The sequence below is a fragment of the Neorhizobium sp. AL 9.2.2 genome (assembly GCF_013317225.1).
Classification (GTDB): Bacteria; Pseudomonadota; Alphaproteobacteria; order Rhizobiales; family Rhizobiaceae; genus Neorhizobium; species Neorhizobium soli.
In genome coordinates this window covers 762328-781879 of sequence record NZ_JAALXU010000009.1, presented here as the reverse complement: position 1 = coordinate 781879, position 19552 = coordinate 762328, and the positions used below count along the sequence as shown (strand labels likewise).

Sequence of the window (19552 nt, the reverse complement as noted above, 5' to 3'; positions counted from 1 at the left end):
TCAAGCGGACTTGGTGCTTCCGCTCAAAGCAGCCCGAGCGTGATGAGGTCGGGCTGCTTTGTTTGACGTCCGGCCTCTTATCCGACCGTCTTGGAGGCTTTCCATTTCCAGTCGCGAATTTCCGGCATGTCCTCGCCATGTTCGCGGACATAGCGTGTGTGTTCCGCCAGCTTGTCCTCAAGCATCGCGATCACGCTGCCTGCCTTGTCCTTCAAACCGGGTACGCGTTCGATTGCCTCGATCGCGAGATGGAAGCGATCGAGTTCGTTCAGCACCGTCATGTCGAATGGAGTTGTCGTCGTGCCTTCTTCGATGAAGCCTCGAACATGGATGTTCTGGTGGTTGGTGCGTTTGTAAGTCAGCCGGTGGATGAGGTAGGGGTAACCGTGATAGGCGAAGATCACCGGCCTGTCGGTGGTAAACAGACTGTCGAACATCTCGTCTGAGAGACCATGGGGATGCTGGTCCTGCGATTGCAGGGCGAGCAGGTCGACGACATTGACGACGCGGATGCTGAGTTCCGGGATCGCGTCCCGCAGCAGGCAAACCGCCGCCAGCGTCTCGAGCGTCGGCACGTCACCGGCGCAGGCCATCACCACGTCGGGTTCGACCGCACCGTCCTCGTTGCCAGCCCAGTTCCAGATGCCGATGCCGGCCTCGCAATGCCGGATCGCTTCGTCCATGGTCAGCCATTGCGGTTCAGGCTGTTTGCCGGCAACGATCACGTTGACGCGGTCCCAGGTCTTCAGGCAATGGTCGCCGATCCACAACAGAGTATTGGCATCCGGCGGCAGGTAGATGCGCACGATATCCGCCTTCTTGTTGGCAACGAGATCGAGGAAGCCCGGGTCCTGGTGGGAAAAGCCGTTATGGTCCTGCCGCCAGACATGCGAGGTGAGCAGGTAGTTGAGCGAAGAGACGGGCTTGCGCCATGGCAGTTCACTCGACACTTTCAGCCACTTGGCGTGCTGGTTGAACATCGAATCGATGATGTGGATGAAGGCCTCGTAGCAGGAGAAAAGGCCATGCCTGCCGGTCAGCAGATAACCTTCCAGCCAGCCCTGGCAAAGATGCTCTGAAAGCACCTCCATCACACGGCCGTCACGGGACAGATGCACGTCGTAGGGCTCGATCTTCTCCATCCAGACGCGGTCGGTGACCTCAAAGACATTGCCGAGCCGGTTCGATTCCGTTTCGTCCGGACCAAAGATGCGGAAGTTCGAATTCGCGTCGTTGCGCTTCATTACGTCGCGCAGATACTTCCCGAGGATCTCCGTCGTCTGCACCATGTCGGCGCCCCGCGCCCTTACGGGAACCGCATAGTCGCGGATGTCGGGGACGATGAGTTCCTTGCGCAAAAGGCCGCCATTGGCGTGGGGGTTGGCACCCATGCGGCGTTCGCCGCCGGGCGATAGCGCCCGCAATTCCTCCTTCAGCCGGCCGTTGGCGTCGAACAGATCGTCCGGATTGTAGCTCCGCATCCAGTCCTCAAGGACCTTGCGATGCCCGTCGTCCTCGCGGCAGCCGGAGACCGGCACCTGGTGCGCGCGCCAGAAACCCTCGACCTTCTTGCCGTCGACTTCCTTTGGTCCCGTCCAGCCCTTGGGGCTGCGAAACACGATCATCGGCCAGCGTGGGAAGCCTTCCGACACCGTACCGTCGCGGGCTTCGGCCTGTATCGTGCGGATGCGATCGAAAACCGTCTCTAATGCCGCAGCCATCTGCCGGTGCATATCGGCAGGCTCATGGCCCTCCACGAAAAACGGTTCGTAGCCGTGCCCGCGGAAAAGGTGCTCGATGTCTTCGTCCGCCATGCGGCCGAGAAGAGTTGGGTTGGCGATCTTGTAGCCGTTCAGATGCAGGATCGGCAGCACCGCACCGTCGCGGGCGGGGTTCAGAAACTTGTTCGACTGCCAGCTTGCGGAAAGCGGTCCGGTCTCTGCCTCGCCATCGCCGACGACGCAGGCGACAATGAGGTTCGGATTGTCGAAGGCTGCGCCATAGGCATGCACCAGAGCGTAGCCGAGTTCGCCGCCTTCATGGATCGAGCCCGGGGTTTCCGGGGCCGCATGGCTCGGAATGCCGCCAGGGAAGGAAAACTGCCGGAACAGTTTCCGCATACCTTCGGCATCCTCGGAGATGTCCGGATAGATTTCGCTATAGGTGCCCTCGAGATAGGTGCTCGCCACCATGCCGGGACCGCCATGGCCGGGTCCGCAGACATAGATCATGCTGAGATCGCGGTTGCGGATCATCCGGTTGAGATGCGCGTAGATGAAGTTGAGGCCGGGCGTCGTGCCCCAGTGGCCGAGCAACCGTGCCTTGATATGCTCCGGCTTCAAGGGCTCCTTCAACAGTGGGTTGTCGAGAAGATAAATCTGCCCGACGGAGAGATAGTTTGCCGCCCGCCAATAGCGGTCGATGAGCGTCAGCTCCTCAGTGCTGATCTCGGGCGTGTTGGGCAGGTTGTTACGTAGCTGCATCTTCTTGCTCCTTTGAAAGGGCGAGTGATCGAAAATTACTGTCGTGACTGGGAGCGACGCCTCCGGGGTGCCGTCAGGTGGCGGGATGTTCCCTCCCGCGAAAAACGGACAGGCACTCCTCTGCGATCATCTGTTCTTCATCCGTAGCGATGACATGAAGGGCAACGCGGCTTGCCGCGGTGCTGATCGTGGGCGCGTTGTTTTGATTGGCCGAACCGTCCAGCTCTACGCCCAGCCACAAAAGCTGGTCTGCAATACGCCTGCGGATCTCCGGTTGGTTCTCGCCAATGCCGGCGGTGAAGACGAGGCCGTCGAGCCCGCCGAGCGTGGATGAAAGCCTCCCGACCTCGCCGGCGATCCTCAGTGTGAAGAGATCGATTGCCTCCCGCGCTTCTTCACTGTCGTTCTCCAGGAGCTCGCGCGTATCGCCACTAAGGCCTGAAACACCCAGCAGGCCGGACTTGTGGTAGAGCATGTCCTCCACGTCTTCGACCGACTTGCCGAGCGGCCCCAGAAAATGCAGCAGCACACCGGGATCAAGCCAGCCGGGTCGCGTTGCCATCGGGATTCCGTCCAGCGTCGAAAAGCCCATGCTGGAATCGCGGCTGAGACCGTTTTCGATGGCGCAGAGGCTGGCGCCGCTGCCCAGATGGGCGATGACGACCTTGCCGTCCGCAATACCGGGCGCCTTGGCGGCCAGTGCACCGGCGACGTAGCGATAGGACAGTCCATGGAAGCCGTACCGCTTGATGCCCTCGTCATGATAGGCGCGCGGAATTGCGAGACGCCGCACGAGATCGGACTGTGTCGCATGGAAAGTCGTATCGAAGGAACCGGTCTGGAAAAGATCAGGGCGCAGGTGCCGGACGGCTTCGATCATCCGCAGCGCCTGGGGCTGATGGAGTGGCGCAAGTGCCGTCAACGACCGAACCTTCGCAGCAGTCGCGGTGGTCAGTTCCACGGGACCGTCGAAGACGTCGCCGCCATGGACGATGCGGTGACCGGCGGAGGTGACGGCGTCGAGATCGAAATGGGAACTCAGTTCCCCGAACACCTTGTCCATCAGGCCGGCAAGATCGTCGCCGGAAGCGCCTTCCAGCGACAGTTCGAACTGCGCCGGACCTTCCTTCAGATGCAGCGACACGGGGTCGCTTGCAAAATCGACCACGGCTTTGCCGATCCGCTCAGGCCTTTCACCGTCCACTCTGAAGATGCCGATTTTCACGGATGAAGATCCGGCATTGAAGGTGAGGAGAAGCTTGTCCGTCATAAAGGCGTCCTTGTTTCACGTCCTCTTGCAGCCCGCGGCTCGACACGGCGCTGTAATGGCAATCATTCAGTAGTCCTGCGACCGCATGGCTGGGCTTTGGGGCCGCGTGTTCAAAACGGTCGTTCTCGGTGGCTCGCCTCCGGTAACTCTTTCACCCGGAATGGTGCGGCTCTCATTGATAAAGCGCAATGCAACGGGGCGTTGATCGTTGAGCCATTGCGGGTCAGGCGTTTGTGGCGCAGCGGATGTTGGCAGAGGACCAGTTGAAGACCGTCGCCTGATTTCCGAGCAGGCATGCCTTCCAGGTTCATCGGGCGAATGGATAAGCACATCCTTGCGCTCTCCTTCGATCCTCACGCTACGCGCTGAAGAAGGCGCTTCAGCGTCCATATTGCGTCTTTCTTCACCCGCGCTGACCCTTCGACATCTGCAGTCGTTGCGTTGACCGCCGTCAATGCAGGCTCAGCCGGTCCACCAAAGAGTAACGGTGCAATGGGGGGATGGAGATGGATGCGGACTATACGGTCAGTGCACTTCGAGCCTCGGACGTTGCTCGTGCTTACGCAATCGTTCGGCATCTCTTTCCGAACATTGATCTTGCCGAGTGGCAGGCAGCGACTTCCACAGAAGACCTCCGGAGAAATTGGCTTACTGTAATCGACCCGGCAGGGGTTGTCCGCGGGATTTCCCTGGTATTTGTCAGCCCGCAAAGTGGCTTGAGCAAACAGCTGGAAGTTCCTGTTATCGCGTCCGTAAGTCTCCTCAATGAGCACAGCGTGGCAGGGCGCTTGTTGGAGTATGCGAAACGCCGCGCTGCAGAGGAAGGATGCAATCGCATCCACGTCTGGCCCGTCGCCAAAACGGACCACTGGCTTCTGGGCGACACCTCGACTTTCAAAGTACCGCGGGCCGGTTTAACGTATGACCTATCGCCCTCTAAGCAACCTTCGCCACGCTGACGCGTGCGGCGAACATGTAGCCGACGCCCCGGATGGAGCGAATTATTTGCGGCTGTTTGGGGTCGATCTCCACCTTGCGCCGGATCCGGACGATTTGAGCGTCGATTGCCCGATCATAGGCATCGAGATGGCGCCCTTTTGTTTCCTCTAGCAAGAAATCTCGCGACAGCACGCGTCCTGGATGGGCCACAAAGGCAGCAAGGAGGTCGTATTCGCCTGTTGTCAGATGGATACCTTCGCCATCCGCTGATGACAGCTCGCGTCGCGTAAGGTTCAGAGCCCAGCGGTCGAAATGGACGATCTTGTCGGTCTCTTCCTGCTCGGGAGGTTGCACGTTTCGCCGGCGAAGAATGGCTTTCAGCCTGGCGTGCAGCTCCCTGAGGTTAAACGGCTTCGCGAGATAGTCGTCGGCGCCCATCTCAAGCCCGATGATCCGGTCCACAACGTCATTTCGACCGGTCAGCATGATGATCGGGGTATCGGACGCCGCTCGCACCTCCCGAACAAGATCAAAACCATCGGCCCCTCCGGGCAAAGAGACGTCCAGCAGGATGAGATCGACCTGTGTGTGCGCAAGTTGCAGGCGCATCTCCTCACCGTCCTTGGCCTCGCTGGTTAAATAGCCCTCTTCGTTGAGATATCGCTTCAACATTTGAGTGATCCTCACATCATCATCGACGATGAGGATGTGAGCTGTCGCAGGATTTTGCCGCGCCATTATCCCCTCCTGTTACAATGTGTTACGCAATTCCATAGATTGTCACGGAAACAGCATCCGCCCGTCACGCCACGCGAGTCAACTGCGCGCATTGAGATTGGAGGCACGGTTATGCTCAGTACAACTCAGAATTATGAAAGTGGGACGACTGCTCTTCACGCAGTCCATCACCAAACCAGCCTTCACAGCCTGTTCTGCAAGCAGCCGTTTGAACATTTGACAGCGGGAAAAGCGCTTTTCTTTGAGAGCGACGATGCGGTCGATGTTTTCGAAATTCTCGAAGGTACGTTGAGAATTTTTCGGATCATCGCCGACGGACGGCGGGTGATTACCGGCTTCCTCTATCCAAACGATATCGTCGGCATCTCGCTTGGCGGGCGTTATCTCTACAGTGCCGAGGCGGTGACGTCTGTAACCCTGAGGCGATTGTCACGACGCCGGTTCGATGCAGCGGTGACCGAGAGTGATCACTTGCGCCCACAGCTCTTCGCTCTGGTCTCCGACGAGATGGCGGCAGCGCAGGATCAGATGGTGCTCCTGTCATCCAAGAACGCGGAGGAACGCCTTTGTTCCTTTCTGCTGGCGACACTCCGGCGCCAAGCGGCTTCCTCAGGCAACCGGACCACGCTGGAGCTTCCCATGGGGAGGCAGGACATAGCCGATTACCTTGGACTGACAATCGAAACAGTCTCGCGCACCATGACAAAGCTCATCGGCAAGGGTGCCATCCAAATCGACGGTGTGGCGGCTCGAAACGCGATAACGATCTGCCGTCCGGTTCTGCTTGCGCAGATGGCCGGAGATGAAGATGATCGTTCCCGCGAGCCCCGGTTAACGATCGTCCGCGGGGGACGGTCCCACTGAGCGTGCGATCATGGGAAAGCTATGTCATATAGAGGCAGTCGAGATGAGCTCGAACGACAGCTTTCTGCTGTTACAGGCTTGCTGGATGCGGCAAACATCATTGTTCACGGAACGGATGGTATCATCCGCAGCTGGACTGCAGGATGCGAAAACCTCTACGGATGGTCACGCATCGAGGCCGTTGGTCAAGAGGTTCACGAGCTTCTCGGCACGCAGTTCCCTGAATCTGTTGAAGAACAACGAAACCGTTTCTTGGCTGCGCAGTCTTGGAGCGGCGAAGTCATCCATCGCCACAAGGATGGCCGCCCTCTCTTCATTGCGACCCACTGGGTTCTTCTGTCGCCGCTGGGCTCGGCCGAGCAGGTCGTGGTCCAGACAAACAACGATGTCACGGCGATGAAAGTGATGCAGGAAACCGTCGCCGAGCGCGAGGCCCACCAGCTTTCTATCCTGGATACCGTTCCTGACGGGATGGTCGTCATTGATGAAGCGGGCATCATTTCATCGTTCAGCGCGGCTGCGGAACGGCTGTTCGGATACAAGGCAGCAGAAGTCTGCGGACTGAACGTCAAAGTTTTGATGCCCGACCCCGACCGCGCGGCGCACGATAGCTACATTTCCAATTACCTGACGACCGGCGAACGGCGCATCATCGGATATGGCCGGGTTGTGACCGGACGACGCAAGGACGGCTCGACCTTTCCGATGGAGCTTTCGGTGGGCGAAGCAGCAACCCGCAACAAGCGGATCTTTACGGGCTTCATCCGGGACCTGACGAGCCGACACAAGATCGAGGAAGAACTGCGCCAATCGCAGAAGATGGAGGCAATTGGCCAGCTGACCGGCGGTTTGGCTCATGATTTCAACAATCTCCTGACCGTGGTCAGCGGCAATCTGGAAATGATCGATAACAAGCTTGAGGATCCAAAGCTTCGAGTGCTCCTGCGTGAGGCGCAAAGCGCGGCAGATGACGGTGCCAAACTGACAAGCCAGCTTCTCGCATTCGGACGGCGTCAAAGCCTCAATCCGAGAACGGTGGACATAGGGCAACTCGTCGGCGGCTTTTCGGACCTGTTGCGCAGAACCCTTGGAGAAGCCGTTGAGCTTCGCACGGTTATATCAGGCGCGGCCATCGAGGCTTCGGTCGACGGATCGCAGCTTCAGAATGCCATCCTGAACTTGGCGATAAATGCGCGCGACGCTATGCCAAAAGGCGGAAGGCTGACGATCGATATCTCCAGCGTCAAACTCGATGCTGACTACGCGAAAACCTATCCGTCGGTAAGGACTGGTGACTTTGTCTTGATCTCAGTAACGGACACGGGTTCGGGAATGACGGCCGAGGTTCGCGAGAAGGCTTTTGACCCGTTCTTCACAACGAAGGGCCTTGGTGCCGGGACAGGTCTGGGTTTGAGTATGGTCTACGGTTTTGCCAAGCAATCCGGTGGAAACATTCAGCTCTACAGCGAGCCCGGGCAGGGAACGAGCGTCAGGCTCTTTCTGCCTTCCGCTCGGTCAAAAGCTGACGAAGAGATCACGCATTTCGACACCGCAGAAACCGCTCCGTTGCCCCGAGGCCGGGAAAAGCTTTTGGTCGTCGAAGACGATCCGAGGGTGCGTCGAGTGGTGGTCGCACGGCTTGCAGACCTCGGCTACCAAATCATCGAGGCAGCAACTGGAATTGAGGCGCTCGAACTCCTCCAAAAGCACGATGACATCTCGCTCCTCTTTACCGACATCGTCATGCCAGGCGGCATGACAGGCAACGAGCTTGCGGATCAAGTGAGGATGGCAAAGCCGACGATAAAGGTTCTGTTCACGTCCGGATACGCTGAGCCAACCATCGCAGGTAAAGAACTGGCTCAGTCAGGACGATGGTTGCGGAAACCACATACTGCTCGGGAGCTCGCGACGGTCTTACGCGAACTTTTGGATTAACTCCCCTGAACACGGCGTCCGTTTTTCTTCTGCTTTCGCATACACTTTGAATGATCGGTCTTTCACCCCGTGTAACTCTATCCGTGACCGCAACGGCTCGCGCGGATGAACCTTTCCACGGCGACCGGCACGGTGTTCGGGCCGTCCGGAACGGGACGTCGTGGCGGCTGGTTCTCTCTACCTGATGCAGTCGCAAAACGCTTCGAGACCGCGTCATGGCAGCGGAGGCAGGCGTTGGGAAATGACCTGACCGCCTTCAGTTCAATGTCAGCTTCGGCCTCTAGTCGATCATCGTGACAACCGAAGGAATGAAACGGTGCGTGTGAGACTGAAGTCCCCACACCAAGCGATCTCGATGATCAAACCCAATGCCCCGTCGACGCTCACCATCCGATCGCCCCATGCGACGTCTGAGACAACCACGATGGAAGGATCACCAATGACAACGTCTAGACCTCTATCATTTTCCGTATCTCAACGCGTCCTGCACTGGCTTACCGCTGCGCTCGTCACTTTCAACCTCGTCCTGCCCGATGGCATGAGCGACTGGAACCGGAGTATGGAGCGAGACGGGATGGCCTCTGCCGACCAAGTGGCAAGTGCCAATATTCACGCCTATGTGGGCATTTCTATTCTGGCTCTCGTCGTGCTTCGCCTGATCATCCGCTTCACCCGTGGCGTTCCGGCATCCCCGCCGCAGGAACCCCCGATTTTTCGGATGGCTGCCACAGCCGCGCATGCCGCGCTCTACATTCTGCTCGTCGCAATGCCGCTGACTGGCTTGGCTGCATACTATCTTGGCTACGGCAGTGCAGGGGAACTGCATGCCGATGTCCTCAAAGTCGCCTTATGGGTGCTGATCTCCGGCCATGTGCTGGGCGCTCTTGTCCACCAGTTCTATTGGAAAACAAATGTTCTGCGCAGGATGACGACTGGCTAGAAGGCTGCGCCGGCCGACACAGGTGACGCCGGCCCCGGCTCACGGCCTCGGATAGACTCGCCTCGTCAATCAAACGGCCGCTCGAGAGAGGACGACGGCTGCGTGAAGAAGGCGGGCCCCTCTTTGGTCATGTAGATGATGTCTTCCAGGCGGACGCCGCATTCCCCGTAGAGTGCCAACATCGGTTCGTCGGAAAACACCATGCCTGGAGCAAGAGGTGTCTTGTTGCCGCGAACGATGTAGGGGTCTTCGTGCATGTCCATGCCGAGCCCGTGTCCGGTCCGGTGCGGCAGGCCGGGAACCTGATAGTCGGGACCGTAGCCGGCATCGGTCAGCACCTTGCGGGCGGCAAAATCAACCTCTTCGCAGGCGATCCCGATCTTTGCCGCGTCAAAGGCGGCGCGATGGGCTTTCTGTTCGAGCGACCAGATCTCGCGCTGCCGTTCCGTCGGCTCTCCGAAGACATAGGTGCGGGTGATATCAGAGCAGTAGCGGTGGATATGCGCGCCGAGATCGATCAGCACCATGTCGCCCGCCTTCAGCGTCTGCGCATAGGGAACGCCGTGCGGATAGGCGGTCGCTTCGCCGAACTGCGCAGCGGCAAAGATGTGTTTCATACCGAGCTTGGCATGCGCAGCGGCAATGAAATCGGTGACTTCCGTTGTCTTCACGCCCTCGTAGAGACCTTCCCAGACGGCCTTGTGAACACGAAGGCTCGCGGTCATCGCGGCCTGGATGATCGCGATCTCGTTCGCCGACTTGATCTGCCGGCACTGGGCAATCAAGTCCTTGGCGCCGGTAACCGTCAGGCGGTCGCCGAGATGCGTGGTGATCGGGCTGGAAAATGCGAACGGCGTCGCCGGATCGAAGGCCAGAATGTTCCCGTCTGCGGCAAGGCTGCAGATCAGGTCAGCGACCAAACGGGCCGGATCCTCATGCTCCTCCCAGACCGCGATCTCGCCGGGGATCGTGATCAGCGTCTGGGTCTTCGGCTCCTCGAAGGCGGGGCTGACATAGATCGGAGCGCCGCGCGAAGGGATGATCGCACCATGCATGCGTTCGCTCGCCCCAAGCGTCATGGCGGTAAAATAGGTAAGGCTCGTCGATGTATCGAGATAGACGGCCTTGACGCCTCCGTCGCGCATCAGCCCCTGCAGCTTGGCTATGCGCGCGTTCAGTTCCTCCTTCGAGATCGGCGGAACCGCGGCAGCAATATTGTCAAAACCGGCAAGCGACTGTTCGAACGATATGTAGGCAGGGGCACTCATGCTGGGACTTTCCTGAAAGCGCTGTTCGGCGGGCGGGGCCTACGCGAGGGGTGAGATCTTTGAGCGTGCGCAGTTGGCGTAGCGGTAGCGTTTGGCGATGAATATGCTGCTGGCGACGGTCGTCAAGACTTTCGTTCGAATTGCCGGACGGGCTGACGACGAGGAGAGGATGCAGTAGTGCATGAATGACAGATAAAAACTTTGTGGGTGCCGGCATGGACGACAGCAATCAAAATCATGCGCTGGAGCGCAAGAGGGGGTCCGGCGCGAGGCAGGTCTATGACCTCTTGCGGGATGAAATCCTTGATCTTCGCCTCGCCCCTGGAAGTGCGATCGACGAAGTTCAACTGGCAACGCGGTTCGGCATGTCGCGCACGCCGATCCGTGAAGCTCTGGTGCGGCTTGCCGGAGAGGGGCTGATCGAGACCCTGCCGAACCGGTCGACCATGGTGTCGAACATCGACTTTCTCGGCATGCACGCCTATTTCGATGCGCTGGGTTTGATGTACCGGGTCACGACGCGGCTCGCCGCGCAGCACCACAAGGCAGGTGACCTCGACATCATTCGAGCTCATCAGGCAGAATTCAAAGCGGCTGTCGAAGCCCAGGACGCCTTGGCCATGATCGCAACCAATGCGGACTTTCACGCGGCGATCGCTGCGGCTGGCCGCAATGAATACTATGCGCGCTTCTTTGAGCGTCTGCTGGGCGAAGGGCGGAGAATGCTGCGTCTCTACTACCAATCCTATGATGATCGGCTGCCATCCCGCTTTGTGGACGAACACGAAGAAATCATCGCGGCGATCGAAGCGCGAGACGTCGAGGCCGCGGACAGGCTCGGCCGCGCTCACAGTGAGCAGATCGAAGCCCAGATCGAGCGGTTGCTCACCCGCCATGACAGGCTCGACATCCTCCTGTAGGTCCTTGTATTTTTCTTGTCGACAAGATTGAAGAAGACGCTATGCTGCTCGTCGATAGGGACAGGGGCGCGTTTCCGTGCGCCGAAACGAAGGAGCTTTCCGTGACTGCAAGCATATTTTCGGGCGTCGTTCCGGCGCTGATGACACCGTGCACCGCAGACCGCATGCCGGATTTTGACGCGCTGGTCCGTAAGGCACAGCAGTTGATCGAAACGGGCATGTCGGCAGTGGTCTATTGCGGATCCATGGGCGACTGGCCCCTTCTCACCGATGCGCAGCGCATGGAAGGCGTCTCGCGTCTGGTTGAGGCTGGCATCCCCGTGATTGTCGGCACTGGCGCGATCAACTCCGCATCTGCCGTCGCGCTTGCCGCACACGCCCAGAAGGTCGGCGCAAATGGTCTCATGGTCATCCCGCGGGTTCTGTCGCGCGGCTCTGTGATCGCCGCCCAGAAGGCGCATTTCAAGGCAATCCTGTCCGCGGCACCGGACCTGCCTGCGGTCATCTACAACAGCCCCTATTACGGCTTTGCCACGCGCGCCGATCTGTTTTTCGCACTTCGCGCGGAACACCCCAACCTTGTTGGTTTCAAGGAATTCGGCGGTCCGGCCGACATGCGCTATGCGGCCGAAACCATCACCAGCCGCGATGACGACGTTTCTTTGATGATCGGCGTCGATACCGCCGTCTACCACGGCTACGTCAATTGCGGCGCAACCGGCGCCATTACGGGCATCGGCAACGTTCTTCCCAGGGAAGTGCTGCATCTGTGCAACCTCGCGAAAGCCGCGGCCACGGGTAACGCCGATGCACGCTTGCGCGCCAAGGAACTGGAAGAAGCGCTCGGCGTGCTTTCCTCCTTCGATGAAGGCCCGGATCTGGTTCTCTACTTCAAGCACATGATGGTCCTGAAGGGCGACGCAGAATATGCGCTGAACTTCATCGAAACGGACGTGCTCAGCGACAGCCAGCGCGGCTATGTGGAAGCCCAGCTGACGCTGTTCGACACCTGGTATGCCGACTGGTGCACGCTCCCCGGCGCTGTACAGACCTGCAAGCCCTGATCTTTGCGCTCGCGGGTAAAACGGTTCCTGTTTCCGCGACGATAAACGCCGTGGCCGTGTTGAACTCAACGCGGCCCCGGCACTGCGGTGATCAAAGTCATTGTTGCCCCGAAGATTTCCGGCCGCCAGTGAACCTGCAGGATTTCAAATCAACGCGCCCTGGAGCGTAAGCGCTGCCCGCACGTCGTCGGCCGAAACTGTGGTGCTCGAGGCGCGCAATGCTGCGGCAATGCCGGCTGCATGCCCTGTTGCGAAAGCGGTTCCCATCACCCGCAGCGAACCATAGGCTGCCTGATCGGCCCCGGCGACGCGGCCCGCGAGGAAAAGATTGGATGCTCCGGCAGCCTCGATCGATCCCATCGGGATGTCTGCAAATCCTTCTCCCCCAAGATCGGCGAAACGAACTTTTCCAGGCGCCTCGTGAACTTCCATCGGCCAGGCCGCGCGGCCGATACCGTCTTCGCGCCGCTCGCCTTTTGCCAAGGCCGCGCCGGTCAGATCGTCGCGCGACCGTGGCCGGCGCGTTTCGCGGATGCCGATCTGCGGTCCGGTCGCCGCGATGAAGGCCTTTTCAAAGCCCGGTAGCTGCCGCAACAACTGAAGGTTTCGCCACGCTTCTCGTCGTGCCTGGCGTTCCGCTGATCCAAGACTTGCGCCGCTCAAACCGTCCGTGTCGAGGTCGATCGTCATCCACCAGTAGTCGTTCGATGTCGGAAGCCGCAGCATAACGCCCCCGTCTGAACGGTGAATTTGCATATCGCCGCTCTCGTTGTGCCTTGCAATCAGGTCTGCCATCCGCGCCCGGTCGAATGAGACCCCTGGCGCTACTCCGCCGATGCGAACCGGCATGGAGGCCGGCTGAACCTTGTCGCCTGCCATGCTGTTGACTGTCATTTCGAACCCGGCGAGCGATGCGAGCGCTGCCTCGCCACTGGCATCGACGAATGCGGCGGCAGTGATCTCGTAGCAACCGGCGTGGTCAGTCACGGTGATTGCGGTCAGGCCGTCCGAGCCGGTTGCGACGCCTGTCACGCGAGAGTGCAGCAACACGTCGATACCGGCAGCGTCGGTCATCTGGTCGAAGCCGAACTTAATTGCCTCCGGATCAAGCATGACGATCCAGTTGCCGCTGCTCGACCTGATCGGCGCGACCTCCTGGCCGAGCGTGCCGAGGGTGTGCAAGAGATCCGCACCTATGCCGCGCACGGCAAAGACCGGTTCGGGGCCTTTCTGGTAGAAGCCGCAATAGGCAAGCACCAGCGCGTTTGCCGCTGCGCCACCGAGAAAGCCGTACCGCTCGACGAGCAGAACTCGTGCGCCAAACCGGGATGCGGCCACCGCCGCGCTCATGCCGGCTGCACCGCCTCCGACCACCACGACATCATATCGACCACCACGCATAATGCTCATCCTATGGATCTCAACCGATGATGCTCACTGCGGTTGCGAGCATGAAGGCGACGATAGGCGGCCGCGGGTATTGACGCCAATACAGTTTCCGAACCAGGGTATAACCCGGATTTATAGGACGGAGACCCGTGGCGGATGCCGAACCCCAAGCTCAAGGAACGGCAGATCGAGATTTTTCGGACGATCATGGCGACGGGTTCGCTGACGGTTGCCGCAAGACATCTCGGCGTTTCTCAGCCCAGCCTGTCGACCGCGATCAAGCGTCTGGAGGACCAGCTCGGCATCGCGCTGTTTGCCCGCATCTCCGGCCGGCTGGTCCCGACGCAGGAGGCCGAACTCATTCTTGCCGAGGTCGAGCATGTTCATCAGCAGTCGGAAATACTGTCCGATGTCATCTACTCGATTGCCCGAGGCGACGCGTCCACCTTCCGCTTCGGCTCCACGCCAAGCCTTGGCGCCCGGCTGATCCCGAAGGCACTGAAGCGCTTGCAGCAGCAGGGCACCGCCGGCACTTTCTACAGCGATTCCTTGTCGCAGCGCGATGTGCGTGACTACCTCCTCTTTGGCCAGGGGGCCTGCGTCGCGACGATCGCGGAGGTTAACGATCCGGTTATCCAGACTGTCCCGATCGCCACCGCTGGCCTGGTCTGCGTGGTGCCTGCTGGCCATCCGCTGGCAGGTAGACGGTCTGTCAGGCCAGCGGATCTTGCGGACGAACAACTAATTTCGTTTGGCGCGACCACGACGCACGGTCTTCTGATCGATCAGACCTATCAGCGCTGGGGCGAGACGCGCAAAACGGCGGTCTACGTCCATTTTGTCGACGCCGCTCTCGCCTTCGTCGCCGAACGTATCGGCATCAGCGTTCTCGATGCCTTTTCGGCAATCGACTGCGATGTCCATGGGTTGGTGGCAATACCGATCGAAAACAGCGCCAGCGTTTCCGCCTATGTTCACGTCTGCGACCGTCGTCCAAGACAGAAAGGCGTCGACAGCCTGATCACCGCGCTCCGAGAAATCGCGGCAGCTGTGACAAACACGCAAGCAGGAGCGAAAACCGATGAGTAGACCGGCAAACGCCCTGTTCCCGGGGTTCAAGGACCGTCGCGTCCAGACGGCTGATGTCGATTTCGCCGTCCTCACCTCAGGCTCCGGCCCTGCCATCCTGCTGCTGCACGGCTATCCGGAAACCCGTTCGGCCTGGCACCGGATCGCGCCCGTGCTCGCTGCTTCCTATTCCGTGGTCGTGCCCGACCTGCCGGGTTACGGCGATAGCCGGGTCACCGGGACGCTCATGGATATGGGGTCCAAGCGCCGGATGGCGAAGAGCCTGCACGAGATGATGCGAGCCCTTGGGCACGACCGCTTCGTCGTCGTCGGCCACGATCGCGGCGGAAGGGTTGCCTATCGGCTCGCGCTCGATTTCGAGGAGGAGGTGCGCGCACTGGTTTCCGTCACCGTCGTGCCGACGCCGGAAATGTGGGAAGGGGCAGGCAAGGCTTTCGGGCTTGGCGCCTGGCACTGGTTCATGCTGGCGCAACCCGCACCGCTGCCTGAAACGCTGATGGCGGCCGATCCGCGTTTTCTTATCGACTTGACGCTCGCCAAGATGGCCGGCGACATCCGCCTGATCGATCCTGCGGCGCTGGAAGACTACCGGATGGCCTTCGACAGTGACGAGGTCCGTCATGCGATGTGCGAAGACTACAGGGCTGGCGCGTCGGTGGACGAGGCAGACGACCTTGCCGATCGCAACTCCGGTCGAAAGATACAGGCGCCGGTGCTGGTGCTCTCCGAACAAGGCCGGCTCTACGGTGGCGGACGCACGCCGCTCGACATCTGGGCTGACTGGGCGGTCTCGGTAGAATGCGAGGGTCTTCCAGGCGGACATCTGCTGCTCGAAACGGCGGCTGACCAGATGATCGAGAGGTTGCTGGCCTTCCTTGGGAAAATCACCGATGCCCGCTGAGAACGACGACCACCAGCACAGGGTGCCGGCCACCACCGACGGATTGCTGAGCCTGCGCCAGATGGAGGTTTTCCATGCGGTAATGCAGGCGCGTTCGATCACCGGCGCCTCCAAGGTTCTCACCATATCGCAACCGGCGCTCAGCCGCACGATCCGCCGGATTGAGGACCTGCTTGGAATCGCGCTTTTCGCCCGTGATCGTAACGGGCTGGTGCCGACGTCCGAGGCGCTGGAAATATACGCGGAAATCGATCCGTTGATCCGCCAGCTGACCGGTGTTGGAACGCAGATCGGCCGTATCGCGCGCGGCGAAACCGCCGTGTTTCGGGTCGGCTCGACGGCCAGCGTGGCGCGGGCGCTGGTTCCGCAGGCGCTGCGGACGCTCTCCGTCGAAGTGCCGGGTATCGAGTTGTTCTTCGACGTGCTGCCGGTCGACCAGATCGAGGAATATCTGATTACCGGCCGCGGTGAAGCGGTGGTGACGATTGCTTCGCTGGACCATCCGCTGATCGAAAGGGAACATGTCGGGCGCGTCGATCTGGTGGCCGTCATTCCCAAGAGCCATAGCCTTGCGGCCCGTCCCGTCATCCATGCAGCGGATCTTGCCGACGTGGATTTCATCAGCTTTGCCGCCGGGGGTGCCCATCAGACAATCGTTGATCGTTTCCTCAGCCGCGAGAAACTGAAGGTCAACACCCGTGCCGTTGCGCGCTTTTCCGACACTGCCTTGGCGCTGGCGAACGAAGCCATGGGTATCGTCCTTGTCGACTACGTCACGACTCTCGGCCCGGTTGGCAGCAATCTTGTCATCCGACCGATCCACAACGCACCCCAGTTCTCGATATCCGTCCTGTGGAACCGTCGTCGCTCGCACTCTGCCAACCTGCGCAAACTGATCGAGATCATCGCCGCACGACTGTCAGCCCTGCCGCCGCTGCCCTGAGAGGCCGGATAACATGCTCTGAAGGCATGGGAGGCATAATCATTGTTTGTTGTCTTCTGGTGCGGTGAGTGGCAATGAGGGGCACTGGCGTAACGCAACGCCGTCCTTGGAGGAGGATAATCATGAAGTTTCAAATGAATCGCCGTCAGGCACTCATCGGCATGGGTGCACTCGGCAGCGCTGCGGCTTTTGGTCTGCCTGCGCGGGCTGCAACCCGTAACCTCGCCGTGCTTCACCTTGCCAGCCACGCACCGAGCTTCATTGCCTTCGAACGCGGTTACTACAAGGACGCAGGGCTGGACATCGAACTGAAGTTCTTCGAAGCAGCGCAGCCGATGGCCGTGTCAATCGCTTCGGGTGATGCCGACTTCGGCGTTACCGCGATGAGCGGTGGCTTGATCAGCCTCGCGCAAAAGGACGCCATCAAGGTTATCGGCGGCGCGCTGACCGAACAGAAGGGCGTTACCGGCGCGATCATCCTGGCGTCGAACAAGGCTTATGAGGCCGGTCTCACCGACCCTTCGAAACTGTCCGGCAAGAGTTTCGGCATCACAACGGCCGGATCCTCCTTCCATTTCATGGCGCACAAGATTGCCACAGCCAACAACATCAAGCTGTCCGACATCCAGCTGCGTCCGCTGCAGAAGCTTGGCGCAATCGTCGGCGCCCTGACCACGGGCCAGATCGATGCCTGGGCCATTCAGCCGAATGTCGCCAAGAAGATGATCCGCGAAGGCGCTGCCAAGCAAATCGGCCTCGTGTCGGACTACGCACCGGATTACCAGGTGACGACCGCCTTTACCTCGACCAAAAACGCCGCCAACGAGCGCGACATGACAGCGTCTTTCGTCAAGGCCTATTCGCGGGCGATCGCCGACTACAACGCGGCCTTCGTCGACAACAAGGCAGATGACGCCGAGCGCGACGCCCTGGCCAAGATCGTCCACAAATATGTGGAAAGCGACAGCCCATTCGAAACGGCCAAGCAGAACCTGATCGAAGGCGCCATGCGCGTCAACGAGGGCCTCGCATTGTCGCTTGGAAGCTGTGTCGAACAGCTCGAATGGTTCAAGTCCGAAGGCATGGTCAAGGACGCGATCACCAACGAACAGCTGTTCGATACGTCCTACGTCAAGATCATCTGACCGGTCGAACCCGCGGCAGCACTGCGGCCTGCCTGGAGTACCCATGGATCTGAAGCTCAACAACATCAGCCACTCCTATGGAGCCGTCGAGGTTTTGAAGGATATTTCGCTCGACATTCCGCAAGGGCAGATCATCTGCCTGATCGGACCGTCGGGCTGCGGCAAGTCGACCCTGCTTCGGTTCCTGGGTGGCCTGGAGCGGCCGACCTTTGGCAACGTGCTGCAGGTCGGCAATCCGCCGGCAGATTCGCTCAACCCGCTGACATACGTCTTCCAGCATTTCGCTCTGCTGCCCTGGCGCACGGTCGAGGGCAATATCCGGTTGGTCCTCGAGGACCATGGGCTGAGCGGACGTCAGATGGACGAAATCGTGACGGATGTTCTCGATCGCACCCGCCTTTCCGAGTTCCGCAAAGCGCTCCCCAAGCAACTGTCGGGCGGCATGCGCCAGCGTGTGGCAATCAGCCGGGCGCTTGCGGTCCGTCCCGCAGTCATGCTGATGGACGAACCGCTATCAGCCCTTGACAGCCAGACCCGCGAACTGCTGATGGATGACCTGATCTCGCTCTGGACGCGCCAGCCGTTCACCTCGGTTTATGTAACCCACAATCTCAACGAAGCGGTCCGGCTCGGGCACCGCGTCGTCGTCTTGTCCCGCCGGCCAGGCCGGATCCGCGAGATCGTCGATATCGACATTCCACTGTCGGATCGGCATCTCGGCGATCCTGTACTGGAAGAAAAACAGAAGCAGCTCTGGGACCTGATGCGCGAAGAGGCCATGGCGGCCGACAAGGAGTTGGTCAATGTCTGACGTCACCACGTTTTCCAGCCCTGTAGAGACATCAAGCAAGGGTGAAACAGGAAAGATATCGACCGTATCGTTCCGCGGTGGCGGCTTTGCGCCGATCCCGGTGCAGGGCGTCGGCATTGCAGTCTTTGTCGTTCTGATCGCGCTCGCCGAAATCGGCACCCGTAGCGGGTTCATCTCGAACCTGACGCTGCCACGGCCCTCGGCGGTCCTCGATACCTTTGTCCAGCTTTGGCAGACGGGTCTGCTGTGGAAGCATCTTCTGCCTTCACTGCAGCGGCTTTTCGTCGGTGCGTTCATGGGCATCAGCGTCGGCATAGCGGTCGGCGTGCTGATCGGTCTTTTCAGTTATGTCCGCGCCGGACTGGTCCCGCTTGTCGCCGCGCTGTTTCCGATTCCGAAGATCGCGCTCCTGCCTCTGTTCGTCATCTGGTTCGGCATCGACGAAATGTCGAAATACGCACTGATCGCTTTTGGCACGTTTACGCCAACCGTGGTTGCCACCTATGGCGCCGTCGACAACGTCGATCGCACGCTGATCCGCATGGGCCAGAGCTTCGGGCTGAATTGGTGGTCGATCGTCCGCAAGATCGTCCTGCCCGGGGCATTCCCGGCGATCCTTTCGGGTCTGCGCGTCTCGATTTCGATCGCGATCATTCTTCTCGTTGCCGCAGAGATGCTCGGTGCGCAATACGGCGTCGGCTCTTACATCCTTGAGGCCGGCTCGCTCTACGACCTGGAAAAGCTCTTTGCCGGCGTCACCATCCTGTCGGTCATGGGACTGCTCGTGAATTTTGTAATCGGGCAGGTCGAAAAGCGCTTTCTGAGCTGGCGCGGCTGAACACCTAAATAT

The 19552-nt window shown here is 60.0% G+C and carries 16 protein-coding genes; 11 read left to right on the top strand and 5 right to left on the bottom strand.

Annotation, left to right across the window (positions count from 1 at the left end):
• Positions 1–77: 77 nt before the first annotated feature.
• From G6K99_RS21145 to G6K99_RS21135, 3 genes are all read right to left on the bottom strand, one after another.
• Positions 78–2483, bottom strand: a complete 2406-nt coding sequence (locus G6K99_RS21145) for a phosphoketolase (protein ID WP_174197778.1) — start codon at positions 2481–2483, stop codon at positions 78–80.
• A gap of 73 nt (positions 2484–2556) precedes the next feature.
• Positions 2557–3753 carry an acetate/propionate family kinase gene (locus G6K99_RS21140; protein WP_174197777.1) on the bottom strand — a complete coding sequence of 399 codons (1197 nt, stop codon included), beginning with the start codon at positions 3751–3753 and terminating at the stop codon, positions 2557–2559.
• 936 nt (positions 3754–4689) lie between these two features.
• A complete protein-coding gene (locus G6K99_RS21135; protein ID WP_174197776.1) occupies positions 4690–5430 on the bottom strand; it encodes a response regulator in 741 nt (246 codons plus the stop codon).
• Positions 5431–5469: 39 nt separating this feature from the next.
• On the opposite strand from G6K99_RS21135, the gene G6K99_RS21130 reads away from it, so the two are divergent.
• The 3 genes from G6K99_RS21130 to G6K99_RS21120 all read left to right on the top strand — a co-directional run bounded on the left by G6K99_RS21130 (position 5470) and on the right by G6K99_RS21120 (position 9172).
• Positions 5470–6294 (top strand): Crp/Fnr family transcriptional regulator, encoded by an 825-nt coding sequence (locus G6K99_RS21130; RefSeq protein ID WP_244473959.1) that lies wholly within the window; start codon positions 5470–5472, stop codon positions 6292–6294.
• Positions 6295–6315: 21 nt separating this feature from the next.
• A complete protein-coding gene (locus tag G6K99_RS21125) occupies positions 6316–8232 on the top strand; it encodes a PAS domain-containing sensor histidine kinase (RefSeq protein WP_174197775.1) in 1917 nt (638 codons plus the stop codon).
• A 439-nt stretch (positions 8233–8671) separates the two neighbouring features.
• Entirely contained in the window at positions 8672–9172 is a 501-nt protein-coding gene (locus G6K99_RS21120; protein ID WP_174197774.1) for a cytochrome b, read from the top strand.
• Between the two features lie 65 nt (positions 9173–9237).
• Here the strand turns inward: G6K99_RS21120 and G6K99_RS21115 are convergent, their stop codons facing one another.
• Positions 9238–10440, bottom strand: coding sequence for a Xaa-Pro peptidase family protein (locus G6K99_RS21115; protein ID WP_174197773.1), 1203 nt, complete (start codon positions 10438–10440; stop codon positions 9238–9240).
• Between the two features lie 215 nt (positions 10441–10655).
• On the opposite strand from G6K99_RS21115, the gene G6K99_RS21110 reads away from it, so the two are divergent.
• Positions 10656–11360 carry a GntR family transcriptional regulator gene (locus tag G6K99_RS21110; RefSeq protein WP_062578394.1) on the top strand — a complete coding sequence of 235 codons (705 nt, stop codon included), beginning with the start codon at positions 10656–10658 and terminating at the stop codon, positions 11358–11360.
• A gap of 101 nt (positions 11361–11461) precedes the next feature.
• Positions 11462–12424 carry a dihydrodipicolinate synthase family protein gene (locus tag G6K99_RS21105; RefSeq protein ID WP_174197772.1) on the top strand — a complete coding sequence of 321 codons (963 nt, stop codon included), beginning with the start codon at positions 11462–11464 and terminating at the stop codon, positions 12422–12424.
• 144 nt (positions 12425–12568) lie between these two features.
• Here G6K99_RS21105 and G6K99_RS21100 read toward each other — a convergent pair whose 3' ends face one another.
• Complete coding sequence (locus tag G6K99_RS21100; RefSeq protein ID WP_174197771.1) at positions 12569–13834, bottom strand: FAD-dependent oxidoreductase; 1266 nt, start codon at positions 13832–13834, stop codon at positions 12569–12571.
• A 135-nt stretch (positions 13835–13969) separates the two neighbouring features.
• Between G6K99_RS21100 and G6K99_RS21095 the strand changes: the two genes are divergently transcribed.
• The 6 genes from G6K99_RS21095 (at position 13970) to G6K99_RS21070 (ending at position 19540) form a co-directional block, all read left to right on the top strand.
• The gene (locus tag G6K99_RS21095) at positions 13970–14902 is read left to right on the top strand and encodes a LysR substrate-binding domain-containing protein (protein WP_174197770.1); all 933 of its coding nucleotides are present in this window, start codon (positions 13970–13972) and stop codon (positions 14900–14902) included.
• Entirely contained in the window at positions 14895–15803 is a 909-nt protein-coding gene (locus G6K99_RS21090; protein WP_174197769.1) for an alpha/beta fold hydrolase, read from the top strand. The genes G6K99_RS21095 and G6K99_RS21090 overlap by 8 nt, the downstream gene beginning before the upstream one ends.
• Positions 15793–16746, top strand: coding sequence for a LysR family transcriptional regulator (locus G6K99_RS21085; RefSeq protein WP_062459917.1), 954 nt, complete (start codon positions 15793–15795; stop codon positions 16744–16746). Before G6K99_RS21090 ends, G6K99_RS21085 begins: the two co-directional genes overlap by 11 nt.
• 122 nt (positions 16747–16868) lie before the next feature.
• Positions 16869–17891: an ABC transporter substrate-binding protein gene (locus tag G6K99_RS21080; RefSeq protein ID WP_174197768.1), complete on the top strand. Its 1023-nt coding sequence runs from the start codon at positions 16869–16871 to the stop codon at positions 17889–17891.
• Between the two features lie 43 nt (positions 17892–17934).
• A complete protein-coding gene (locus G6K99_RS21075; RefSeq protein ID WP_062577877.1) occupies positions 17935–18702 on the top strand; it encodes an ABC transporter ATP-binding protein in 768 nt (255 codons plus the stop codon).
• Positions 18695–19540, top strand: a complete 846-nt coding sequence (locus tag G6K99_RS21070; protein WP_113166521.1) for an ABC transporter permease — start codon at positions 18695–18697, stop codon at positions 19538–19540. The genes G6K99_RS21075 and G6K99_RS21070 overlap by 8 nt, the downstream gene beginning before the upstream one ends.
• The last annotated feature ends 12 nt before the right edge of the window (positions 19541–19552 follow it).